Below are 23476 nucleotides of genomic sequence, written 5' to 3'. Positions count from 1 at the left end.
GATTTAAAACAAAATCTTCCAGTCCAATATCTCTTTTTTCTCTCACATAACGAGCAAAAGATAATATTCCTTTACAATTTTCAAATCCTTTATTTTTCATTTCATTTTTGAAATTCCCTTCTAAACCCAGCAACCATTCTTCATAATCTTCTTCTGTTGGATCAACATTCAAATTATAATAAGCTGCATTCCCATAAGAAAATAATAGTGAATGAAATTTTTTTGATCATCAGGAAGACTTTCTAAAAAGCTTTCTTGTTTCTTATTGAGTTCTTCTAAAGGATGTTTTACATTAATCATTTTGGGTAGGTAAATTTATCTTTAATATTATTACTTTACTATCAGAAATTTGTTTGTACAAATTAAGAATTATTCCAGTTTAACTGTTTACGGATAACCGTAAATATTTGATTTCTTAATTCTAATTCTAAATTTAGTTTATCTTTATAGAAGTTGATTTCCAGTTATCCTTTGTAATAAGCACATTTTTATCAAGCAAAATCCAGTTTCCGGATAAATCTCTGTAATATCTTTTAGAAGTAATAGGTTCTTTATTTTTAATATAAAATGTAGACTCATTCGTTTCTATTGAGCTTTTGAAATAACCAGTACAAAAATAAATAGAATTATCGTGATAATTTTGCCGGATCAATGCACCTTTATAAAAAATCAATTGGTTACCCGCTATAAATAATTATGTAAGCCAAACCTTTGCAATACTAAATTATCTTTTTGGTTCCAGGAATCAATACTAATAACAATCCTATTAAAAAACTGAACATTACAATAATTGGTACTGCAAATAAAATTTTAATGGCTGAGTCGATTTGCCAATTCTTTAACGATAATGTGATCAATACTATGACAAGCGGATGGAAAATATATACCGCAAAACTACTTCTTGACAATCGACGTGACAATCTTGAAGACTTATTCAAGCTCTTTTTTCCTTTGATGAGCAATGCGGTTATAATTGAAATGCCAATCCATTGTTCCCACAGCGCATAAATCAAGGCTTGCCAATGGAAACCACCTGAGAAATAAGAAATTGGGGTATTTAATTTAATGGCAATGACAAGAAATACAGGAAAAAACAAAAGGCAGATTACCGCAGACCTTTTAAGTTGTCTTCCAACTTTGTAAGAAAGTTGATCAAACCAATTATTTTTAGCAGCCAACAGACCAACAACGAACAATGCAATATACTGCGGAAAATGTCCCAACTGAAATCCAACAGGTTTCAGCACCCATCCAACTGGAAAAATAATTCTAACCAAAAAAGTGATAATTCCTAATCCTACTGAAAACCATAATATAGCGCTCATTCCTGGTACCATAACAGGTTTATTAAAAGCGATTTTAAAGAATCTTTTTAAAATCACATAAATCAAAGTGAAAACCAATAGTGCTGCTATAAACCAAGTGACACCAAGATCGACCCAGCTATTGTAGCCGCTCAAATATTCTCTAATGCCAATATGATTACCCTTTCCGAAATAATACACCAGATAGCACATAAAGGGTGTGAGAATAAAGGAGTAAAACAATATAGGGATACCAAGTCTCACAAGTCGGTCTTTAACAAATTTGGCAAATCCTTTCTTAGCGTAAGATGATCCTGTAAAATACGCAGCCAGTAAAAAGAAAAATCCCATAAAAAAAGACTGGTTTACACTCACGAACATGGTCATTACCATTTTTGCGCCCTTAACAGAGGTCGGCTCATTATAATACCAGCCATCGGAAGAACTATAAGCTATAAAAGTGTGATGAAGCACCACTAAAATCGTTAGCAGAACTTTGATAGTGTCAATATATATCAGCTGATTTAAGGTTCCAGAATTCTTGTCAGGGGTGACCATTGAGTTTGTCATCATAAAAAGTTTTATTAATTTCTATGGCAAACCTACGGTAAGAAAGAACTGTTACAAAAGCAGTTGTGACGGGTAACTAGGTTTTGTTACGAAAAACTAACTTAAGTATTGTTTCTGTTACTAAGTGTTTGATAACAGGAATTGAAACTGTCCGTTTGTTTTCTCGATACGGGGACTTTCAGGTCAGTACCTTTCAGCGAAACAGCGTATCCCTGAGAGTTACCACTCACCTTTTCAATTTTTAGCATATTGACAAGATAAGCTCTATGGCATCTAAAAAAATTGACGTGAGATGAAAGTTGGTTTTCAAATTGGGTCAAAGAAATTCTTTTCACCTCATTAATAATCTGTCCATCTGCGAATCTGGTCAATTCAACATAATTCCCATCCGCTTTAACAAAAAGCAAATTTTCAATATCCAGATAAAAATCATCCTGCTTTAAATTTGTCCGTATAAATAAATCTGATTTAAAATCTGCTTTTACTTCAGGTACAATCATAGGATTAAATTGGATTACAGCGGGCGATCCCTTTTTGGATTCAAAATAAAAACTTGTAATCCTCAGAAAAAAGTAAAAAAAGATTCCGGCAATTAAACAATTTCTGATTTCTTCATATAAATATCGCCAAGACCAGTTCTGCGGGTTATCATAAAGCAAATCTCGCATCAAAAAACTGACAATACCGATTAATACAAGCAGAATTCCAATATTTAGAAATTCCTTTAGTAAGGTCCAGCTTATTTCTGTCTTGTTATTATTCAAATGATTAAACAAACTAAAATAGACGAACAATATAATTGCCGGCGCAGCTGCGTGCAAAAGACATGTTAAAAAATAATGTATTTTAAGCTCTGGATCAGAAACGCCAAAAGGCTTAAATAACAATAAAAAAAACAAAATACAAAAGAACACGGTTATTGAACTCTTCATCAGTTTTTCAGATCTGAATCTTTTAGGATAATCAATTTTGCTTAAAAGAAATTCTCTATTAAAATATAAATGCATTCTGAATTATTGAGTGACCAAAATTAAATAAATTAGAAGTCAATCCAATGAAACAATTCAAATAAAATAATGGTACATGCATTATCTAACCTTATTGATCTGATCTTTATTCATAACAAATATTTATAACTTTTATCAAGCGGTGCACTCAGCAAAAAATGTTAATACCTGTCTCAGTGCATATTATTCATCAAATGTAAGACAAAAAACAAAAAATTGGAAAAATGTACAATTTGAGTAATTAAGGATGTCTATATGCAGAATTGCATTGATCTCATTCCAATTCATTTATAATATAGTTTTGTCAGATGAGTCAATCAAATATTTTCTCATCTCATTAAGTTCATTTTGTTTAGTAAATTTTATCTCAACAATATATTTCCTCAAATGTAAAACATATCTGATCTGTTTTTTTCATAATCTAATTTCTCTGCTACATTATATCTCACTTTATAATCTTTATTACATTGTGTACATGCAATTGCTAAGTTTTCAAAAGATTCGTAGTCAAAATTTTAAATTATTGAACTTCGAGGAATTATATGATCCTTTTGCCAGAGTTTATAGTTATCAATTAATGATAATAAATCTTTATCACAGTATTCACATTTGAACTTAGCTCTCAATCCTAATTGGATCTGTTCTTCACTCCACTTGAAATTCCTTTTTAGAATTGCAATATTTTCCTGATTCATAGAAATTATTTATCGTTTTTTGAGACGAGCACTTAATCCGTGATTTTTATACTTTTTTTAAATTTCTTGTTCTACGACAATTACCACTTTTGTCGAATATTTTTTTCAAGAAATCTTTTTTTACTAGATTTTTCTTTCCATCGATTGTTAAATGTTTTTTTGTCCAAATACAATCCTTTTAAATTTTTGTTTACAGCATTGATTGTATCGCTAATGAGTTGCACCCCTGCATTGCTCATTTCCTCTTCCAATCAATCCCTGAAAACTACAAATTATTTTTGTCAAAAACACCAACTATTTTTGACCACATTACCAAAAAACTACTTAATTCTCTAATAAAAGTTGTTGAAGGTTGGCTAGCATCATATTATTGTGCCGAACAGAAACGAAATTGAGGAAAATAGAGGTTCAACCTAACAAGAACCAGCCATTTTTTAGCGGCTGTTAGCAGAAGTCTTTTATAATTTTCCATTTTCAAAAACTTCTTTACAATTGCCACTATTATATTTTTTATTTGAAACTTTAAATTCTCGTTACCATTTATTTCAATACATCGAATTTTAGAAAGAAAATTTGAAGACGGTAATCTTTTAATTGCAGAAAAATAAATATATAATTTCTCTAGATTAATGGATTGTTCAATATTTTGAATATCAGTTAGATTTTTAGCCCTCCAAATAGTTATTTCCTCTATATCTTTTGTGAGGGTATTTGGAAATTTCTTTATCGAAGACTCGAATAAACCAAAGATTTTAAGTTTAGTTAAAAAAGAAAGATTGCTGAAAATAAATTTTTCTTGAATATATCCAAGCTCTAACTCTTCAATATTATTTTGAAAAGTGAAATCAGGAAGATATCTTAAATTTTTGGAGGATAATTTTAATTTTTTCAAATTAATCATATTTTCTATTCCAGAAGCGTTTTTGAATTCACCAGTAATCTCTAATTCTTCAATATTTTGAAGAAATTGAAACCCTTTTGGAATTCGATCTTCAGAGTAATTCATGATACTTAACTTACTTAAATTTTTCAATTTTCCCAATGCTGAAACGTCCTTTAGATTATTGGACACTATAATTAAATATTTGAGGTTATCAAGTTTCGAAAACTCATCAGGAATTTTTTCAATATCAAAATGTAATGCTAAATTTTCTAGACCATTTAGAATGTTCAATTTTTTCAGGTCTGTTCCGCAATTAATAGTAATGTACTTTATTTGGCAATTTGAGTTTACGCATTCATCGATATCTGTTTGTGTAAGATCATTCAATGAACCGCCAACTTCAGACCAACCAGGTTGTGCAAAACAATAAGTATTGAATGCTAGTAGAATGAATAATATGGCATATTTGGCTGCTGTTTTCATAAGATTTCTGCTAACTTGCTTATACCCGTTACATCATAGTGCATATCCACCAAAAATAGAACGGATATCGGTATGAAAAGCAGTAGTTAAGATTTTTTGAATTACTTTTTCCATCCTTTTTCACCTTATCGTTTTGTGAGATTGTTAAGTTAAATATGTGATTAGATTAGTAATACTACTCTCCAAACATTCTGCAATTAGCTTTAAAAATAATATTAGTTATTCTTTTTCTGCACTTCATTGAAAGTTAAATACCCCCACTCTATTTCCTGGTTTACTTGTACATAAAACATTCGGCATTTCACTATTACATTTTTATAGCGTAAGTAATAGATCCATCGTTTTTTGAGATTTGATAATTTAAAAAAAAGATATAGAACGGCTTAATAAATTTACTGAATTTTTGGTATGATGTACTAATTTAATTAGACTTATATGTCAAAAACATCGATTCTACTTTACAGCTGATAGATACTTATTCCCAGATTTTAAATTTCCTCAATACTGTTATCAATAATTACAAAATCAAAGGCCTCCCGTAGGAAGCCTTCGAAACACCAAATCACAAAATATTAATATGAAAAAATTTTATTATAAAGCAGTTGCAGTATAAGTTACTGTTTGCGTGTAAGTTCCTGCTGGTTTACCTAAGATATCAGAAGATGATGATTTCGCTGCAGGGATCGTGTAATCTAAATTCAGTGTTAATGCACTTCCAAGCGGAGCATTTGATACTAAAGTCTGATCCGTTGCAGATAAAACGACAGCACTTTTTGTTCCACCCATAGTTCCGGCAGCTGTAGCGGCTTTGATCGTTAAAACATTGACTGGGATTAAGTTGGTTCCATTCATGAAATTAGCCCCACCTGCTTTTACTTTAACATTAAAGTTCTTCGTTGAAGTCACTTTTAAAGAGTTGGCTTTAGTGATCGTCTGATCAGAGTTATAATCAGCTGCAGTAGCATAGTTGAAGTCAACCGTATTACCGATTGCAGTACTTCCCGCGTCGATAGATATTACATCGTTCAGAGTAATGTTTACGGTTGTGGTAGCGGTAGTGTTTTGAGCTTGTACATTGTTAGTTCCTAATATGGTTGCTCCAATAGTTAAGGCTGCGATTGCGATTAGTTTTTTCATGATAGTAAAATTTAATTTTTATTCTTGTTTAATTGCTCTCTTTGAACACTACAAATCTACGGCAGCGATAAATATTAGAATCTAAATCATTANTTTTGAGCTTGTACATTGTTAGTTCCTAATATGGTTGCTCCAATAGTTAAGGCTGCGATTGCGATTAGTTTTTTCATGATAGTAAAATTTAATTTTTATTCTTGTTTAATTGTTCTCTTTGAACACTACAAATCTACGGCAGCTATAAAAGTTTCTTTGTAGTGGAAAATGGAAGTTGATGTAGTAAAATAACTACATGGTTTATTTATTAGGTTAGTTTAAATAGAAAAGCCCTCAACACCTGAAAGTGTTGAGGGCTTATATAAATTGCTGTTATTTATATTATAAAGCTGTCGTAATATAAATTACAGTTTGCGTGTAATTTTTTCTTTAGGTTTTCACAAAAAATATTTATAAGTTGGTAATCTGTTATCATCATTTTGTGAGATTTTTTAATCTATTTTAATAGTCTACGGATAAACAAAACTTGGGTATTTTCTATCAAAATCTAATAATTTTTCATCATCATATTTATCAAAAACGTATCCTGTAAACAAGTCGACTTCACCAAAACCGAAATATAGCTTTTCAGTTTCATAATATCTAATTTGGTTCTCTTCAAAATATTGCAATGTGGTTTTTAAAAGATCTCCAGGATTATTTAATAGTTTTTCTTTATTAATCCAAAATAATTTGTAGTCAGCATAACTTGCTTGAACTATAATTTGCGCAGTTTCAAAATCTAAATTGTTTAAAATATCTTCGAATTCATTCAAAAATACTTTTAGCTCATTTTCATTATCAACAAAATATTTTGCTGTTCGTCCAAAAGAGACTAATATGTTTTCGTAATAGTATGGGTATTCACTTTCTCCCAATGAGAAAATATTTGGGTGGAAATAATAGTATTTTTTTTTAATCATTTCTTGGATAATGAATTTTTTTGAAAAGTCATAATCTCGATCGATTAAAATTGCTCCATGAAAATAATTGTATTCCATAATCTATTTGTATTTCTAATAATATTTCTATTATCCAAATTCCCTTAATGCGTAAATATAAGATTTATGATCTTTTCATATCGTTTTCTGAGATTGTTAAGTATAATTTTATTACTAATACTCTCCAAACATTCTGCAATTGGATTTAAAACTCATATTACTTATGGCATTTTTTTTCTGCAACTTTATTGAAAGCTAAATACCCCCACTCTATTTCCTATTTTACTTGCACATCAAACATTCAGCATTTCACTAATACATTCCTATTTGATAGGGTAAATATAGATTCATCGTTTTTTGAGATCTATGTGTATTAATTTGATCGCATGAGTGAACCAGTTTAAATATAAATGTGGTCATAAAAAAAATCGTTAATGATTGCTAAGTCCTTGTTGTACATATTTTTATTTATTTTGCTTTATTGTATTCAAATACTCTTTTTTGATTAGTAATTCCTCCGTAATGAATCATAGTTAATTTATTTTCATCCACTTTCACTCTATAAGTATCAATAAATTTACATCCATCCTGGTCCGCTCCAATTTTGTCAATAAACAATTTTCCATCCTTCGTATAAATTATTCCTTGTTGACTTTTGTTGTTGGAAGTCCAAAAACCTTGTATATAACCATTTGGTAGGAATCTAATTGAAATATTATTTGGTTCATACGGACCATTTATCATCTTTAAATCGCGTGTTGCTTCATAAGTCTTTGTTTGGCGATATTCAGAATTTAAATCTATATTTTTTAAAGACTCAGATGTAAAATACCTAATATTTTTGAATTCAAGATTTGTGGGAAAGCAAATTCCACAGGAAGAAACCATAATAAATATGCAAACTGATAAAATTATTGTAAGTATTTTCATTTTAATATTTTCTTAATTGATGATAACTGGAATAAAATATCGTAAAACTTGTGGATTTACAGATTGTGTTAAATTAAACTATTATAATTTTGCAAAAACATCTGTGTATCTTTTTTGAGATAATTTCTAAAATAATATTTAGTTATCTAAGGTTGATATTATTTTATGAGATAAGTAATAATTTATTGCTAATATACTCTCCAAACATTCTGCAATTGGATTTTAAAACTCATATTACCTCTGGCATTCTTTTTCTGCACTTCATTGAAAGTTAATACCCCCACTCTATTTCCTGGTTTACTTGTACATCAAACATTCAGCATCTCACTAATACATTCCTATTTTGATAGCGCAAGTAATAGATACATCGTTTTTTTGAGATAATTGCATGAAGTTCTGAATTATCTGTAGTATCCAGGTTACTATAATAAACAGGTGAACTGAATAAAAAAAGCATCGGAAATTTTTCGACGCTTATTAGTACTAATTCTAAAATAAATTTTAAAATCGCTCTGACTATCGTTATATCTACACGCTATTTTTATAACTCCAGAAATTTTATAGGTGACATATCTATCTTGCCACTTTGTGGACGAGCAAATACGATGTACATTGTCTCCGAACAGACGGTATTCAAGATGATATCAACTAAACTAATTATAGATACCATTCATTTCCGTTAAAATTATTGGTATTCCATCTGTAATTAAAATAGTATGTTCATGCTGAGCCATAAACCCACCCTTGTCATCAACCATAGTCCAACCGTCATTGAGTTCTACTGCATATGATGAATCTGTTGTAATAAACGTTTCGATTGCGACTACCGAATTTTCCTTAAAACGCCTCTGATCATATCGGTTTCTATAATTGAGAAGTTCTTCAGGATGCTCATGAAGACTCCTTCCAATTCCATGTCCACCTAAATTTTTAATAACCTTATAACCTTTCTTTTTAGCTTCTGTCTCCATGAGATACCCCACATCAGCTATTTTCACGCCTCCTTTTATTGAGTGAATCGCTTTCTTAAGTATTTCTCTAGAAGCATCCACCAATGGCTGATGCTGATTGACATCAACTCCAATTACAAAAGAGTTACCGTTATCAGACCAGAAACCGTCTAATTCTGCAGACACATCTATATTTATTAGATCACCTTCCTTTAAAACTGTATTTTTTGAAGGAATTCCGTGACAAAATTCATTATTAACGCTGATGCAAGCACAACCAGGAAACTGATAGGTAAGGTAGGGAGCTGATTTTGACCAAATCCTTTGAGTATTTCAGCTCCAAAGTCATCCAGTTCTTTTGTTGTTATACCAGGCTTAACAAATTTTTTCATCTCTTTCAAAGTATGAGCAACAGCTTCACTTACTTTTTGCATTCCGATAAGTTCAGATTCTTTGGTTATAGACATATATAGATTAATTAATAATTAGCCAATAGTTACTAAGCTATTTTTTACAATTTAAGGATTCTATTTTAGACATATATAATTGTAAATCAAGGTCTAATTTATCGTTTTGTGAGACTTAATCTTAATTTTTACTATCTGCAGCTATTCTTATAGGGTATTATTTTTATTCTCTCGCCCAGAATACTATAAATGAGGTATCTCATTACACTTATGCAATACCTTTAGGCAATTCAATTATCTCAAGGAATCTCAACGCATCTTCAATAATATATGGTCTTATACTTTCTTTTGGCTTCCAATCTTCATGAAGAAAATATCGAATTAACTCTGCTATAACAGCCGGCCGATTAAAATTAATCTCAACAGTTTGTTGCTTATTAGCTGGATATGATTTATTATGGGGTAAAGGAGTTTTATACAACCAAATTACTCCATCTTCGGGATATCCTACGCGCCATTTTTCTTTTTTCGATATCGGGTTTAAGAATTAAATTATCCTCTTCTCGAAACGAGAGTTGAAGCGGAGATTTTTTATATCCTGCCAGATAAATCACAATCCTTTCAACGCATTTTGAATGTTCATAATTTGTTAAATGAACATGTAGCCTCTTCCATAGGTAATTCTCATTGTCTATTTTAATTTTCCGTAATGTATTTTTTGTCATTAGCTGTATTTTTTAAATGCCTTGTCATTTTCGAATTTCCACATTACATTAATCTTATGTTTTAACTTTTTGAAAAGTTACTTATATTATTAATAGACAATTTGTTTTTATCGTTTCATGAGACTTTTTAATCTTTAAAAAATTTCAAATTCTTCAGTAATACTAATTCTTTTAAAGTAATCTTCTAAGTTTAAAGATATTGTATCATTACGAAGTTCCCTCGAATACGACTGAAGCACGATTAAAACATCATTTGAATTATTTTTTGCTATTATATTTCACACTGTCCATATCTATCACCATCTTATTTAAAACATCAGAGCCTTTATAATTTGCATATGCAATTACAAATTGTGCTTCTATTGTACTAAATAAAGGTTTAGGAAATACTTGATAAAGATCATCTAGCTTCTCTCGTACTTCATTAAAAGGATACTTTTTACTATAAAAACCATCATAATAATCTTTTCTCTCAATTTTTAAATAAATTAATATTAAAAGTAAAGGGAAATGAATAAATCTTCCTTGGTTGGAAATTAAAGAAGACCGCCAAAATACCCATCATTTTTTCGATTGTCCTTAAATGACTATTTCCAAATATAACTTTACCAAAATTTTTTAGATCCCTCAATTCTTCTGCTCTTCCACCATCAAAGAATGCATTTATGCTAAATCTATCAGACAGATAATTAATGTATGATTCAGCTTTTGGCTCTGGTATAGTATATTCAATATCAATAAACCTCTTTAAATATTCATTAGAATTTATTTTTTCTGAATTATATACACCACAGATAGCATGACCTAATTGAACCTTGTCAATAGCCAATACAAATATTATATTTTTAACATTAAAAAAATGCTTTACTTTTTCTAAGATTTCTACTGAGTAATTTGGTCTGCATCTATCTAATTCATCTATAAAAAATATTACAGGTTTATCAGGTGATATTATGGATATAGCTTTTTCTAATTCAATTTTAAATTCAGCTAATGATTGCTTTTTCTCCGTATAATCTTCAATATATTTTTCCATTATTTTCCCTCCACCTTTAACAACAGCATGAATGTATTCAGTAAAATCTTTTCCAAATTTTTGTTCCGCAAAACCTTTAATAAGTACTGGAATTAATTCAGATGACAATTTACTGGCTATTTTAACTACTCTTTTTAGCTCAATTTTTTGTTCACTTTTAAGCAAGCTCAATTCACCATTACATTGATCTTTCAACTAAAAATTTATTTTTTAAATCAACTCTCAAATCTATTGGCAGATCGCTTTTCCATTTTTATGTATTTTCTTTTTTGATTGAGAAACAAAGAAAAGAAATAATAAGCGCAAAAAATTGTAAAAATGGAAAGTCAATATGAAAATTCGAAATTATTAAGGATCAAATTTCTATATTATGTGATAACAGTGGCCTTGACAAATTACTTACATTTGTGAATCTGCAGATGAGCTCAAAATTTCACCATGAAACATTTTTGAAATGAAAGTACAATGATATAAGTTTAGATGAAAAGGGAATATAAAGAATTTAATACAGCAGGATAAAACAAATTCACTCTATTTAAATAATGACAGATAAAAATTACAACATTTTCAGATGTAATTATGAAAATAAGATTTCTAAGAAATTGGAAATTGACAAAGAACAATTTTACAGTAATTATTACGAAACTAAACAACCTTTTGGTTTAGCTATTTTTGGATTTTTAATGCTCGTGTTTGCACTTTACATCCTACTAAAAATAAATACACTTTACGGAATCTTACTAATTATTATAGGCTGCTTTTTCATTTATGGTGCACTTAAAAAAAGTAAATTGGTTTTTAGAATTTCTAAAAATGGAATATGGACACCTGAGTTCGGATTTATTTACTTTCGACATATTGAGCGTTTTGAATTTTATCGGTACATAGGAAAGAACAGTTCAGAACGAATGAAAATTCATATTAAGAATTATAAAATCTACAAAATGGAAATACCTTTTTTAGAACAGGCAATTTCTCATATTGACAATTATGGAAGTCTGAAAGAAAAACTAAATAATGCTCTGATCATTGTAAATAAAAGAAGTGAAGACAAACACTACCGCTCATAAGAATTTGAATCACAATAGCCGAAATGAATAAAATACTTTTAAAAGAAATGGATCACCAAAAATAATTTCTCCCTGTCGAGACTGGCCTCGCAGGTCGATATGCAGGAAAAGGAACTGTCCATACTCATCAATCAGCAGATAGGAAAATCTTTTTTTGATTTTATAAATGAATACAGAATTATGGATGCCAAGCAGATTTTGAAAGAAAACCCAATTTGACAGTCTCGAAATCTTGTATCTGGTGGACTTCAGTTCCAAATCATGTTTTTATACAGCCTTAAAAAAAACAGTCTTCACATCTTCAGATTACAGAAAAACAGAGCGTTAGATAATGTCCGACTTTTAATCGAACCAACTTTTCTGTAGAAATAGGTTCGATTAATGATATTCAGACGGTTATGATGAATGAAAATTACAAATTTATTTCAATGTAAATTTTGAATCAAATAAAATAATCATTTAAAGTCTAATTACATATAATTTAAATATTCTTCATTAACCGAAGGCAGCATCTTTTTCAGTATATCTACTATTTAAATACTTATTCATGACTGGATTATAAAATAATTGATATTGAAGAGTTTTCATTAAGTACATTTAATTATATCTTTCCAACATTTATTGATAAACATCTAATATTTTACTCCTAATAATTGAGAAATTCTGTCTAAATGTTTTCGAGATCTCTTCGGTTAGGGTTACCAGCCAATTAGAGATTTAATATTCCAGTGCTGATTTCTAACAGTTTTGAAAATTAAATTGCCTTAAACATAGCTAAAAGAATTTATTTAATAAAAATGAGAGTTGTAAATCTCTTTAATTTGGTTCAAACGAACTAAATATCATCATTTTAAATGACGCACGGGCAGTTTAAGGCGCCTATTCAGTAAAAAGAAACTTTAAAATTCTTGTGTTTTTATCCGAACAATCTATGAATTTAATCTGATGTATTGATTCAATATCTAAGGTGCAGAAAAAATTACTGAAAATATATGAGAATGAAGAAAGTGCAAAAAGGTCGCTCAAAAAATATTGTGCATTCTTATATTTTATCTTTTTTCTATCAATACCATACTCAACTTCCGACATTAGATCTTTAAAACTTTCCAAAGTATCGTCGAAAAAAGTTTGAAGGTCTTTACTTGTCGTGTGCCTTACCATTAGAAATACATCAATATAGGGGTATTTTTCACAGGTCTTATCTGATGCTTCCAAGAATCTGAGAATCTTAGTTTTTAAATTTTCTTTACCCAGCAACTTATCATGGCGGGGCTTTACCAAATTGGCAAGAATCTCTTTTGTTACAATGGATAATAGATTTTCTCTTGAGCGGAAATAGTAATGAATTACCGTTCGGCTTACTTTTGATTTTTCAGCCACATCATATAATGTAAACCCAAAATTTCCATCTTTAAGCAAAAGATCCATCGTTGCATTTTTGATTTTATATTCTGTATCGCTCATTCTTTTAGATTTTTAAAATAGCAGTCGGCAGACATCCACCAACTGCTATGACAAGAAAAAAATTTAATTATGGTATATTAATATTCATGTAACTGAATTTACTGCCATCCTCCACCAAGGGCGCGATAAAGATCTACCACCGAGCTCAACTTTTGAAGTTTGATATTAGCCAAACTCAATTCTGCCTGTAATTTGTTATTTTGAGCTGTTATGACATCCAGGTATGTTGCCATATCCTGTTGGAACAGCTTGTTTGAAGTTGTTACAGCCTTGTCGGATCTTGCAACCAAACCAACAGTGATCGTCTCCTGTTTGTCGGCAGATTCAATGTTTGCCAAAGCATTTGAAACTTCACCGACCGCACTTAAAACAGTTTGTTTGAAATTAATTTCCGACTGCTCCATTGCAATTTTCGACTGTTCATATTGGGTTTTCAGTTGTTTTCCATTGACTAGCGGCATTACCAAAGAACCTGCGGCAGCACCGAAGAGAGATCCCGGAATATCAAACCAGTTTTTAAAATTAAAGGTGTTCAAACCGCCCTGAGCTGTGATATTTAAAGCGGGATACATACTGGCCTTGGCCACCTTCACATTGGTGAAAGCTTGACGAACGGTCAGTTCGCTGCTTTTCACGTCGGGTCTATAGCTCAGTAACTCAGCCGGAATTCCCACGGATTTATATTCAGGGGTCTGCATATCGGTCAATTTCAGAGTTCTCTGAATTTCAGCAGGCATTTTTCCCGTCAGAATGCTCAATGCGTTTTCCTGAATGGTGATGGACTGCTCAATGACCGGAATTGTCGCCAACATTTGGTCACGCGTATTTTCCTGCTGTTGAACCGATAAACTTGTCGTGATCCCTAATTCCTGCTGTTTGCTAATCATTCTCAGGGTATTATTGACCAATTTTAAATTTTCATTGGTAATATCAAGCTGCGTATCCAACATTAAAAGATTGTAATATCCCTGAGCAATTTGGGCGATCAATTGGGTCTGAACCGCTTTCGCTGCTTCCTGGGTTTGAAGATAAGCTGCTAATGCAGATTCTTTTCTGCCTTTTATTTTACCCCAGATATCAGCTTCCCAGGAAATTGAAACATTAGTTCCATAATCTTCTATATATCTTTGACCTAGCATCTGTCCGAACATTTGTCCGTTCATACTATTGTCGGAAGGTCTGCTGATGGATGCCGTTGCTATATTTAAATTTACATTCGGAACATTTCCCCATTTCGAACGATTGTAGCTTAATGCCGCAGATTCGATTTGCTTGATGGAAACTTTGAGGTTATTGTTATTTTTGACGCCGCTTTCTATGAGCGACAACAATGTCGGGTCTGTAAAAAATTCCCTGTATGGAATCTTTGCTATACTGCTTTGTGTGCTATCATGCTCAATAGTGAGTTGAGTGGTATCCCTGAAACCCTCCGGCAACTCTGCTTCCGGCGCTTTATATTTCTGAACAGTGCAGGATGCTAAAGTCAGCAATGCTGCAAAAGCTCCGAAATTTGTATATGATCTGATATTCGATTTCATTGTAATATTTTTTATCCGCCGATAACCTGAGTAAGAAAATGGTTTTTCCTGCTCAAAATTATCTTTGGTCTCAATAAACTATTTATATTAATGATTCTGTTTTGCGAGTTTTGAAGGCTCGTAATCCCAAACACTCTCATCCAAAGGTTTACCGCTGATTCTTTCCTGTAAATATTTAAATACAACAAAAAGAACCGGCGTAATAAAAACCCCTAGTACCGTTCCGAACAACATTCCGAAAACTGCTGCATAGCCGATGGAATGGTTACCTATTGCCGATGGTCCTGATGCAAATAATAATGGAAGTAAACCTGCAATGAATGCTAAAGAAGTCATCAAAATAGGTCTTAATCTCGCTTTTGCCCCTTCAACGGCGGAAGCGGTCAGACTTTTTCCGGCTTTCCTTCTCTGCATCGCAAATTCTACGATCAGAATTGCATTTTTAGCGAGCAAACCGATGAGCATCACCAAGGCGACCTGAACATAAATGTTATTCGCAATTTCAGCAATTGAAATTCCCACAAAAACGCCTAATAATCCGGTTGGTATTCCTAATAATACCGCAAACGGAACCAGATAACTTTCATATTGTGCGGAAAGAATGAAATAAACGAAAATGAAACACAATCCGAAAATCACTGCTGACTGTCCACCTGAAGATTGTTCCTCACGCGCCATTCCTTTCAGGTCATAAGAAAATCCTGTCGGTAAATTCTGCGCACTTACCTCTTTAATAGCAGCCATTGCCTGACCGGTACTGTATCCCGGAGCCGGCATTGCGGTAATGCTTATGGCATTGAATAAATTGTGATGATCCACCACTTCCGGACCTGCTGTTTGTTTCAGAGAAGCCACTGTGCTTACAGGAACCATTTGCCCGACATTATTTTTAATATTGATTCCATTTAAAGAATTGGGGTCGGCACGGAATTCTGGTGGAGACTGCATCACGACACGATAATATTTTCCGAATCTGTTGAAATCTGAAGCCTGCATACTACCATAATACCCCTGCATCACAGACATTACATCTGAAACATTCACGCCCAATTGCTTGGCCTTGACCTCATCTACTACTAATTCGTACTGTGGAAAAGAGGCATTGAAGGTAGTAAATGCCATCGCAATCTCTGGTCTCTGCATCAGAGCGCCGATAAAAACATTGGAAGTCTCATTAAATTTGGTCAATGAGCCGGCTGTTTTGTCCTGAAGAACGACTTCAATACCACTCGTATTACCGAATCCGGGAACCGTCGGCATTCCCAGAACAAAGAATGAAGCTTCCTTGATCTGACTTACTTCGCCCTGAAGCTGACCTGTGATCTGTTTCAAATCATGAACTTCGCCACGGTCTTTAGGATTTTTCAATTTTAAGAAAAATACTGCGTTGGAAGACGAGATACTGAAATTCAACATATTCAGTCCATTCACAGAAACAACACTTTTTACAGCCGGGTTTTTTCTTAATATCTGTTCAGCTCTTGTCACAACATCTGTCGTACGAGCCTGCGTAGAACCCGGTGGAAGCGTTACTGTTGCTATCAGAAACGACTGGTCTTCGTCCGGAATAAATCCTGTTGGCGTAATGGCGAACATCCACACGAATAAACCGATGACAATCGCCAAACCTGAAAATGCAACCCATTTTTTCTTTAATAAAAACAAAACAGATTTCCCGTATCTGAACGTCATCTTGTCAAATGCCGCATTGAATCCTGCGAAGAATTTCTCTTTAACGGATATTTTTTTAGCTTCGTGTCCGTGTCCCGGAGCGTTATGTTGTTTTAATAAAATGGCGCATAAGGCAGGACTCAACGTCAATGCATTTACCGCAGAAATCACAATTGCCATTGCCAATGTCAACGCGAACTGTTGGTAGAAAATTCCTGTGGGACCTTCCATAAAAGCGACAGGAACGAATACCGCTGCCATTACCAAAGTAATAGAAAAAATGGCTCCTGTAATCTCGCTCATTGCCGACATCGTTGCTGCTCTTGCGTTGAGTTTTCGATGTTCCATTTTGGCGTGAACAGCTTCTACCACAACAATCGCATCATCCACCACAATTCCGATGGCCAATACCAATGCAAATAAGGTCAAAAGGTTGATCGAGAATCCGAAAAGCTTCATAAAGAAGAACGTTCCCACGATTGAAACAGGCACTGCAATTGCCGGAATCAAAGTTGATCTGAAATCCTGAAGGAAGATGAATACAACGATGAAAACAAGAATAAATGCCTCAATCAACGTATGGATCACCTGATCGATGGACATATCCAGTGATTCTTTCGAGCTGTACACAAATTCATATTTTACACCCGCCGGAAACGACGCTGAAAGTTCTTTGATTCTTGCCTGAGCTGCGATCTCAATTTCGTTGGCATTGGATCCTGCAGTCTGGAACAATGCGACCATCACACCCTGTTTCTTCTCATATAAAGTTGAAACTCCATAATCATAGGAACCGAATTCTACTTTTGCAATATCTTTTAATTTTAACGTACTGCCATCATTTCCTGCTTTGATCAGGATATTTTCATATTGAGAAGGCTCGGTATTTTTACCTTTGTAACGGATGACATAATCCAACGCTTCCTTACTTCTTTCACCAAATCTTCCCGGCGCGGCTTCCACATTCTGAGCCTGAACCGCTGCTCCAACTTCCTGAGGCGTTAAATTGTAAGCTGTCATCTTTTGCGGATCCAGCCAGATTCTCATCGAGTAATCCTTGTTACCGAAAACCTGAGCATCTCCTACTCCCTTGATACGTTTCAGTTCCGGTACAAGATTGATCTTAGCGTAATTTTCAATGAACAGGTCATTCACGGAAGGATCTTCCGAATACAAGGTGACCATCGCCAGGATGCTGTTTTGCTTTTTCATTGTGGTTACCCCAATTTGGTTAACCTCAGCAGGAAGCTGGCTTGTAGCCTGTGCCACTCTATTTTGTACGTTTACAGCCGCCTGATCGGGATTTGTACCTAATTTGAATACAACGGTCAGCATCAGATTTCCATTACTGGATGTTGAACTGATATAATCCATATTCTCAACCCCGTTGATGGCGTTTTCCAAAGGTGGTGCCACAGAACGGGCGATCACCTCAGAACTTGCGCCGGGATAAACTGCCATTACCGTAACACTTGGCGGTGCAATCTCCGGAAAAGACGTGATGGGAAGGCTCTTCATCCCCACAATTCCCAGGATGACAAGCAACACCGATATAACGGTCGCTAAGACCGGTCTTTTTATAATCGTTTTTAACATTGATCTATTTTATTTGAAATTAAACATCAAGCGGATCTTAGCTTTCCCCCGCTACAGCTTTGGCTTGAGTTTGATTGGCTTGTTGATTGGCAGATTTTGGAACAACCGGCATTCCCGGCTGTAGTCTCTCGAATCCTGAAACGATGTAGGATTCTCCGGCTTTAATTCCGTTGGTTACCATATAATTGGTACCGCTTTTTCCTGAAACTTCAATGGCTTTCTGAACAGCTTTATTGTCTTTGTCTAAAGTAAAAATGTACACTTTGTCCTGGATATTTGAAGTTGAGGCTATTGGAATTAGAATAACGCTGTCATAATGTTGGTCGATCACAATCTTCCCTGTATTTCCGCCGCGGATGATATTTTTTGGATTTTTGAATTTTGCTCTGAAAGTCACAGAACCCGTATTGGAATTGAACTGACCTTCCACTGCATCGATTTTCCCTTTTTCCTCATAAAGATGACCATTGGCAATCTGTAATCCTACCATTGGCGCTTTCCGGATCTTTTCTGCAATCGTACTGCCGACCTGTGAATCCTGGAAAGTCAGGAAATCATTTTCGCTCATACTGAAATAGACATTCACCTCGTGCGAATCCGAAAGAACCGTGATGGGCTCTACTCCTGAAGGACTGATCAGACTTCCCAGACGGTAGTTGATCCTGCTTAAATATCCGCTTACGGGAGCTTTGATCGTACAAAATTCAAGATTGATCCTTGCTGACTGCGCTGTCGCTTCAGCTTGAGTCAATGCCGCTTTTGCGCCGTCATACGCCGCCTGCGCCTGCTGTATCTGGATATTGGAAACAATGCTTTCTTTTACCAATTCTTTTCTACGATCGAGATCTATTTTTAAATTGGCTAAATTAGCTCTTGCAACTGAAACACCCGCTTTTGCTGTATTGTACTGCTCGGCATACACTCTGGAATCGATTTGGAAAAGTGGTTGTCCGGCTCTGACATAAGCGCCTTCGTCAACATAAACTTTCTGAAGATAACCGGAAACCTGCGGACGGATCTCAACATCAGTAACGCCCTCGATACTGGCAGGATATTCTTTGGAAACAAGCCCGTTACCCTGCCCGACCTTGGAAACCGGTAATTCCATTGGTGGCATTTGTGGTGGCTGCTGATTTTTGTTACACGATTGCAGTAAAAATAGGCCACAAAATAGTACTGAGCCCGAAATTAACTTTCTGCTTAAATTATTCATAAATGATTAAGATTTTTCTTAGTATGCGTCTGCAAAATTATTGACTAAAAAGTCAGACTACAATGTTAGAAAGATTCTTAATGTTGTCAAAAAAGAACATTTTTAAACTTGAATGATTCAATTTGAATCTTATGTGAAAAGGAAACTAAGCACTTACCAAAGTCTTGCGGTAAGCATTTGGACTGAAGCCTGTTTTTTTCTTGAAAAACTTGGTAAACGTTGGCTGATCTTGAAACCTTAACTCTGTCATCACCTGATTGATGCTGAAGTCGCTTTTTAACAATAATATTTTAGCCTCAGAGATAATTTTATCTTCGATAATCTGCTTAGGATTTTTATCGTAAACATCCTTGATGGTACGGGTTAGATGCGTTCGGGTCACATAGATCTTATCGGCATAAAACTGAACATCTCTCCGGGTCTGATAATGCTGATTCACCAGATGTGCGAATTTTATCGCAATGTCTTCTTTGCGGAACGTCTTTAATAATTGATTTTTCTGTTTCTGCACATATCCTGCAAGCTCATACATCACGAGATTAATGATCCCTTTCTGTATTTCCTGGTAGAAAATGGTTTCATTTAAAGGATTATTGAGAAACTCTAGTCGTGCAAAACTGGAATTGATATGATTAAAACTATCTGTGCAGAGCGACAGGATCTTTGAAAAATTATTGGATAAAATCTCCAGTGCATCCTTGGAATTCATCTGCAGATTAAGATTCGTGAAGTACTCCACTGAAATGAAAAGGTTCTGGAAAGATGCATCAGGTGAGAGTTCAAGAAACTCAATGACATTATTCGGATAAAGAAAAATGATATCTTTCTGTTGCAGTGTAATCTCCTGAAAATCTATATTGAGCCGAACTTTTCCACCGGTAACCAGCAATATTGAGAAACTGCTGATCTTAATCGGATAATTGAGGTCGATCGCATCGAGATCATCCGTACCGCAACTGCAGGAAAGGATATCTTTATTCAGCAGCGCTAAATTATTAAATTCGGCAAATTGCTCAAGTGTGTAAATTGGTATTAAAGATTTCATAGATAATGCAAAATTAAAAATAATTTTTGCACAAAAAGAACTTTTTTATAATGAATTATCTTCATTACTTAACTTACCATGAAAGTAATATTGACAAGTAAAAATTTTTAACCTTATTTTTTTATTATTTTTGAATGCAAGATCATCTACTTGATAAAAAACGCATCTTTTTTCAATTAAATGATTGCCTAAACTCAACAGGAGTCAGATTTGTTTTGCTTTTAAATAATCTGATAAAGGACTGCGGATAATCAAAACCCAGATGATAGGCAATTTCAGATACTGAAAGATTGGTTGTAGACAATATTTCTTTCGCCGTATCAACGAATCTTTGGTGAATATGCTGTTGCGTGTTGAGCCCTGTTAAAGAGCGCAGCATATCACTAAGATAGCTTGCCGAGACATTCAACTGGTCTGCCAGCTTCTGTACTGTCGGCATTCCGTTGTGTAATTCCTCATCATTATTAAAATAAAAGTCCAGAACTTTTTCAAATTTCTCAATAAGGTGGTCATTGACTGCTTTATAGGTGATAAATTGTCGTTTATAATAACGGCTGCTGTAATTAAGGAGAAGTTCGATCTGCGAGATGACGACATCCTGACTGAAGTCATCTGTTCTGCTTTTAAGTTCCTCTTCAATAATCTTAAAGACCGAAAACAAGGTCTCCTTTTCTTTTTCTGATACCTGCAAAGCTTCATCCGTTGAATAGGAAAAGAAACCATATTGCTTCATCTTCTTTGCCAATGGATAGGAAAGCAGAAAATCAGGATGGAGCAGGATAAGAAAACCTTTGCTTTTGTTATTTTTCGGCTTTTCAAAAAGCTGACCCGGAGCCGTAAATACTAAACCGCCTTCACCAAAATCATAATGATGCTGCCCATATTTAGCACTGCCGATGGTATCTTTGTAGGCGATCTTATAAAAATCCAACACCAGATTTTCAGATAGTCCTTCTGCTGGTAAGGTCATATCTCCCAGACGGATGAAGCTGACCAACGGATGTTCAGGTTTCGGTAATCCGAACATCTTATGAAATTCAGATAACGAGAGAAATTTATGCAGCTGCTGCGGATTGCTTTTCATTTGTTTAATTGACTGTGTAAAAATAGCTAATTAATTACCAAGGTGTTTCACCGGTTTCAGGATTATATTCTTCACTGATAAATTTTCCGGTGGGTCCGTCCTGGCCGATCATTGCATACTTAGCAATTCTTTTTCCTCCTTCTTCTACGGTTCCTGTGCCTCTGTGATTGTTGAAATCCGTAGCCACGAATCCCGGGCAAACTGCATTGACTTTAAATGGTGTCTCACGGAGTTCATAAGCAAGATTAATGGTATACATATTCATAGCCGCCTTTGAGGCAGTATAAACGGCAGCTTTATGACTGTAATAAATCCAGTCGGGATCAGAATGCAATGTAAGCGAACAGCCGCTGGAAGAGACATTAACGATTCTTGGCTCCTCAGATTTTCTCATAAGATCCATAAATGTCTGGGTCACTCTGATAACACCATACAGATTGGTATCCATTACATGTTGAAAAGCTTCTACAGGCGCTTCGAGCGCGGCTTGTGGCATTCCGCCATTTATTCCTGCATTATTGATGAGCACATCTAGAATATCCGTCTGTTTTCCGATCTCTTCTCTTGCATTTTCTATGGAAGCAATGTCAGCAACATCCAACCGGATGGCTTTAATGTTTTTAAAACCTGTTTCTTTAAGTTGCTGTACGGCTGATTCTCCATTGTCGATATTCCGACTTCCTATGAAGACAAAATAACCGTTCTCTAAAAGCTGTTTAGCCGTTTCGAATCCTATTCCTTTGTTGGCTCCTGTTATTAATGCTGTTTTCATATTAATTTATCTTTTGTTATATATCTGTACAAATTCTTTCGCAAAATCTTCTATTTTCACTTTCCCGAATGTTGGCTTGTTGGCATAAAAATCTTCATATAAACTGCCGTCTCCCTGTGCTTTTTGCATGGCGACCATTCCTTTGGCAACCCATTTGTTGATGCCGGCAGAAAGCATTTGATCTAATAATTCTTCATCCGAAATTACTTTCCATTCCAAACCGGGATTCCCAATTGCTTTTCCTAAAGCCTTGACTATTTCATCAGGAGAAACCTCATCACTTGCGATATAATGGACTGTTCTTCCGATGAAAGGCTTTTCCATTTCGTCTGCAATGGTCGATGCGATATCATACGGTGAGACCCAGGGTTCTTTACGATCTCCTCCATAACTTTGAATAATTTTACCCTGCGATTGTATCATTGGAAGCCAACGGTAGATATTGCTGAAAAATCCGACAGGACGCATAAATTTGATTGAGACATCTTCAGGAAGTTTCTGTAGGATATGTTCAACATTATAGTGAACCAAAAGACTTCCGGTACCCTGATCGGAATGTGCACCGATACTGCTTAAATGGATGATATTTTTGACACCGGACCGTTGAACAGCAGTAACATAATTGTGGGCTATTTTTTTAAATTCAGCCAAGAAATCGATGTCCTTATCAAAAAGACTTCCGATGCCTTCCCAGGCTTCCATCAAATATACCGCATCAGTATCTTTAAATGTTTCCGTTAAGAATTCTACATCCTGGATGCTTCCTGCTGCTGCGACAGCGCCCAGACTTTCTATTTCAGGTATTCTTTCTGCTTTGCTGCTGATGACTGTTACCTGATGTCCTGCCGCCACCAATAATTGGGTGAGTGGCTTTCCGATGTTCCCTAAAGAACCTGTTAATGTTATTTTCATTGTCTTGATT

General features: G+C 34.2%; 16 protein-coding genes and 1 pseudogene. 1 reads left to right on the top strand and 16 read right to left on the bottom strand.

Translation table 11 applies throughout. The features are described 5' to 3' along the window. Positions 1-719: 719 nt before the first annotated feature. The 8 genes and pseudogenes from ASG22_RS19975 to ASG22_RS19930 all read right to left on the bottom strand — a co-directional run bounded on the left by ASG22_RS19975 (position 720) and on the right by ASG22_RS19930 (position 11296). A complete protein-coding gene (locus ASG22_RS19975) occupies positions 720-1862 on the bottom strand; it encodes an acyltransferase family protein (RefSeq protein WP_185113829.1) in 1143 nt (380 codons plus the stop codon). Positions 1863-1975: 113 nt separating this feature from the next. After that, positions 1976-2374, bottom strand: a complete 399-nt coding sequence (locus tag ASG22_RS21080) for a LytR/AlgR family response regulator transcription factor (protein ID WP_157844739.1) — start codon at positions 2372-2374, stop codon at positions 1976-1978. A gap of 1569 nt (positions 2375-3943) precedes the next feature. Next, entirely contained in the window at positions 3944-4942 is a 999-nt protein-coding gene (locus ASG22_RS19965) for a leucine-rich repeat domain-containing protein (RefSeq protein WP_055988398.1), read from the bottom strand. Positions 4943-5533: 591 nt separating this feature from the next. Then, positions 5534-6079 (bottom strand): hypothetical protein, encoded by a 546-nt coding sequence (locus tag ASG22_RS19960; RefSeq protein ID WP_055988396.1) that lies wholly within the window; start codon positions 6077-6079, stop codon positions 5534-5536. Positions 6080-6582: 503 nt separating this feature from the next. Further along, complete coding sequence (locus tag ASG22_RS19955; RefSeq protein ID WP_055988393.1) at positions 6583-7113, bottom strand: hypothetical protein; 531 nt, start codon at positions 7111-7113, stop codon at positions 6583-6585. A 408-nt stretch (positions 7114-7521) separates the two neighbouring features. Beyond that, a complete protein-coding gene (locus ASG22_RS19950) occupies positions 7522-7983 on the bottom strand; it encodes a hypothetical protein (RefSeq protein ID WP_131726224.1) in 462 nt (153 codons plus the stop codon). Positions 7984-8636: 653 nt separating this feature from the next. After that, positions 8637-9400: pseudogene (gene map, locus ASG22_RS19945) on the bottom strand (type I methionyl aminopeptidase). 1137 nt (positions 9401-10537) lie between these two features. After that, positions 10538-11296 carry a P-loop NTPase fold protein gene (locus ASG22_RS19930; RefSeq protein ID WP_055988386.1) on the bottom strand — a complete coding sequence of 253 codons (759 nt, stop codon included), beginning with the start codon at positions 11294-11296 and terminating at the stop codon, positions 10538-10540. Between the two features lie 347 nt (positions 11297-11643). Here ASG22_RS19930 and ASG22_RS19925 point away from each other — a divergent pair, with 347 nt between their 5' ends. Then, complete coding sequence (locus ASG22_RS19925) at positions 11644-12171, top strand: hypothetical protein (protein ID WP_055988384.1); 528 nt, start codon at positions 11644-11646, stop codon at positions 12169-12171. A gap of 879 nt (positions 12172-13050) precedes the next feature. Here ASG22_RS19925 and ASG22_RS19920 read toward each other — a convergent pair. From ASG22_RS19920 to ASG22_RS19885, 8 genes are all read right to left on the bottom strand, one after another. Continuing rightward, complete coding sequence (locus ASG22_RS19920; protein WP_055988382.1) at positions 13051-13635, bottom strand: TetR/AcrR family transcriptional regulator; 585 nt, start codon at positions 13633-13635, stop codon at positions 13051-13053. Between the two features lie 98 nt (positions 13636-13733). Next, positions 13734-15173, bottom strand: a complete 1440-nt coding sequence (locus tag ASG22_RS19915; RefSeq protein WP_055988380.1) for a TolC family protein — start codon at positions 15171-15173, stop codon at positions 13734-13736. 87 nt (positions 15174-15260) lie between these two features. Then, positions 15261-18440 carry an efflux RND transporter permease subunit gene (locus tag ASG22_RS19910; RefSeq protein ID WP_055988378.1) on the bottom strand — a complete coding sequence of 1060 codons (3180 nt, stop codon included), beginning with the start codon at positions 18438-18440 and terminating at the stop codon, positions 15261-15263. A gap of 37 nt (positions 18441-18477) precedes the next feature. Next, positions 18478-19548, bottom strand: a complete 1071-nt coding sequence (locus tag ASG22_RS19905; RefSeq protein ID WP_157844738.1) for an efflux RND transporter periplasmic adaptor subunit — start codon at positions 19546-19548, stop codon at positions 18478-18480. A 250-nt stretch (positions 19549-19798) separates the two neighbouring features. After that, a complete protein-coding gene (locus ASG22_RS19900; RefSeq protein WP_055988374.1) occupies positions 19799-20698 on the bottom strand; it encodes a helix-turn-helix domain-containing protein in 900 nt (299 codons plus the stop codon). A gap of 172 nt (positions 20699-20870) precedes the next feature. After that, the gene (locus ASG22_RS19895; protein ID WP_055988372.1) at positions 20871-21782 is read right to left on the bottom strand and encodes a helix-turn-helix domain-containing protein; all 912 of its coding nucleotides are present in this window, start codon (positions 21780-21782) and stop codon (positions 20871-20873) included. 34 nt (positions 21783-21816) lie between these two features. Beyond that, positions 21817-22554 (bottom strand): SDR family oxidoreductase, encoded by a 738-nt coding sequence (locus ASG22_RS19890; protein WP_055988370.1) that lies wholly within the window; start codon positions 22552-22554, stop codon positions 21817-21819. Between the two features lie 6 nt (positions 22555-22560). Beyond that, complete coding sequence (locus tag ASG22_RS19885) at positions 22561-23466, bottom strand: NAD(P)H-binding protein (protein WP_055988368.1); 906 nt, start codon at positions 23464-23466, stop codon at positions 22561-22563. Positions 23467-23476: the final 10 nt, after the last annotated feature.

This window comes from Chryseobacterium sp. Leaf405, from assembly GCF_001425355.1.
Taxonomy (GTDB): domain Bacteria; phylum Bacteroidota; class Bacteroidia; order Flavobacteriales; family Weeksellaceae; genus Chryseobacterium.
Note: the sequence above shows the minus strand (reverse complement) of the source record. Positions and strands in the feature narration are given on the sequence as shown.

Coding starts and splice junctions, on each gene's coding strand:
- ASG22_RS19975 (WP_185113829.1), bottom strand. CDS start 1,862: ATGGTCACCCCTGACAAGAATTCTGGAACCTTAAATCAGCTGATATAT.
- ASG22_RS21080 (WP_157844739.1), bottom strand. CDS start 2,374: ATGATTGTACCTGAAGTAAAAGCAGATTTTAAATCAGATTTATTTATA.
- ASG22_RS19965 (WP_055988398.1), bottom strand. CDS start 4,942: ATGAAAACAGCAGCCAAATATGCCATATTATTCATTCTACTAGCATTC.
- ASG22_RS19960 (WP_055988396.1), bottom strand. CDS start 6,079: ATGAAAAAACTAATCGCAATCGCAGCCTTAACTATTGGAGCAACCATA.
- ASG22_RS19955 (WP_055988393.1), bottom strand. CDS start 7,113: ATGGAATACAATTATTTTCATGGAGCAATTTTAATCGATCGAGATTAT.
- ASG22_RS19950 (WP_131726224.1), bottom strand. CDS start 7,983: ATGAAAATACTTACAATAATTTTATCAGTTTGCATATTTATTATGGTT.
- ASG22_RS19925 (WP_055988384.1), top strand. CDS start 11,644: ATGACAGATAAAAATTACAACATTTTCAGATGTAATTATGAAAATAAG.
- ASG22_RS19920 (WP_055988382.1), bottom strand. CDS start 13,635: ATGAGCGATACAGAATATAAAATCAAAAATGCAACGATGGATCTTTTG.
- ASG22_RS19915 (WP_055988380.1), bottom strand. CDS start 15,173: ATGAAATCGAATATCAGATCATATACAAATTTCGGAGCTTTTGCAGCA.
- ASG22_RS19910 (WP_055988378.1), bottom strand. CDS start 18,440: ATGTTAAAAACGATTATAAAAAGACCGGTCTTAGCGACCGTTATATCG.
- ASG22_RS19905 (WP_157844738.1), bottom strand. CDS start 19,548: ATGGAATTACCGGTTTCCAAGGTCGGGCAGGGTAACGGGCTTGTTTCC.
- ASG22_RS19900 (WP_055988374.1), bottom strand. CDS start 20,698: ATGAAATCTTTAATACCAATTTACACACTTGAGCAATTTGCCGAATTT.
- ASG22_RS19895 (WP_055988372.1), bottom strand. CDS start 21,782: ATGAAAAGCAATCCGCAGCAGCTGCATAAATTTCTCTCGTTATCTGAA.
- ASG22_RS19890 (WP_055988370.1), bottom strand. CDS start 22,554: ATGAAAACAGCATTAATAACAGGAGCCAACAAAGGAATAGGATTCGAA.
- ASG22_RS19885 (WP_055988368.1), bottom strand. CDS start 23,466: ATGAAAATAACATTAACAGGTTCTTTAGGGAACATCGGAAAGCCACTC.